1 protein-coding gene and 2 pseudogenes are annotated in these 1,209 nt (G+C 52.5%); 1 reads left to right on the forward strand and 2 read right to left on the reverse strand.

Translation table 11 applies throughout. The features are described from left to right. A partial coding sequence (locus JS46_RS22765; protein WP_001691633.1) for an IS1 family transposase occupies positions 1 to 112 on the forward strand: 112 nt, incomplete at its 5' end. 26 nt (positions 113 to 138) lie between these two features. On the opposite strand, the pseudogene JS46_RS22770 reads toward JS46_RS22765, so the two are convergent. Together JS46_RS22770 and JS46_RS23030 are read right to left on the reverse strand one after the other, a co-directional pair. After that, positions 139 to 666, reverse strand: a pseudogene (locus tag JS46_RS22770) (recombinase family protein); the annotation flags it as partial. Between the two features lie 41 nt (positions 667 to 707). Beyond that, positions 708 to 1,209: pseudogene (locus JS46_RS23030) on the reverse strand (IS5 family transposase); the annotation flags it as partial.

The following is a 1,209-nucleotide window of genomic DNA, read 5'->3' on the forward strand; positions in this document are numbered from 1 at the left end:
TCTGAGGCAGCATCTGGCAAGGCTGGGAAGGAAGTCGCTGTCGTTCTCAAAATCGGTGGAGCTGCATGATAAAGTCATCGGGCATTATCTGAACATAAAACACTATCAATAAGTTGGGACCATTACCAGAAAATGTGCTTAATTTTCAGGCCTGAACAGGGCCTGAATCCTGCAGACCTGAGATGTGCTGTAACCGGTGGCTTCAGCAGTTTCTCTTATGCTCAGTTTCTTGACATGGCGGTAGTACAGAACTTTCTGGTGTCGTTCAAGATCGGCCTGTTTGCCCCGGCATTTTCCCAGCGTATGTGCCCGTTCAATCCCCTGCTTTTGCCGCTGGCTGCGGCTCAGCCAGTCCTTATGCGACATCGCGGCCATCAGATCGATAAGCATGTTATTGATGGCGGTTATCACTACGCGGGTGATTGGATCAGCCTGCGAAGGGTCTTTATCTGACAGTGCCTGCCATGAGGTAGGCACATCGAGGCTGACAATCCGCAGCTCGTGTTGCTCGATTTGCTTTTTCAGCGTCATCCAGTCGCTGTTGCTCAGACGGGTCAGACGGTCTATCTGCTCGACCAGTAAAATATCATTGCGGTGACTGTCCATCAGTAAGCGCCCCAGCTCCGGGCGGTCAAGTTTTGTACCGCTGATGGGCTTTGTTGAATAAATCAGATTTCGGGTAAGTCTCCCCGTAGCGGATTGTGTTTTCAGGCAATACGCACGCTTTCAGCCATACCTGCTTTCGTCATTTTGTTCAGCGCTCGTACCAGGGCCATAGCCTCTTCAACCTGACCATCGTAGTCACGCAGCGTCAGTGAACCTCCGGACAGCTGTTTTACCCGGTACATCGCCGTTTCCGCTATTGAGCGACGCTTATAATCTGTTGTCCATTTCCACCGCGCATTACTCCCGGTCAGTCGCTGACTGGCCACTGCACGGTTACGGTCTGCATATTCACCGGACCAGTAACCCGCGCCTTTTCGGGGAGGGATAAGCGCGCTGATTTTCTTACGCCGCAGTTCGTCGTGACAAAGCCGGGTGTCGTAAGCGCCGTCTGCCGCTGCTACCCTGATTTTTCTCTAAGTCTGCCGGATAAGACCCGGGAAGGCTTCTGAGTCCGTCACGTTGTTCAGCGACAGGTCTGCACAGATGATTTCATGTGTTTTGCTGTCAACTGCCAGACGCAACTTTCGCCAGATACGACGGCGT

It is taken from the genome of Pantoea sp. NGS-ED-1003, from assembly GCF_000738765.1.
In the GTDB taxonomy this organism is placed as follows: Bacteria; Pseudomonadota; Gammaproteobacteria; order Enterobacterales; family Enterobacteriaceae; genus Pantoea; species Pantoea septica.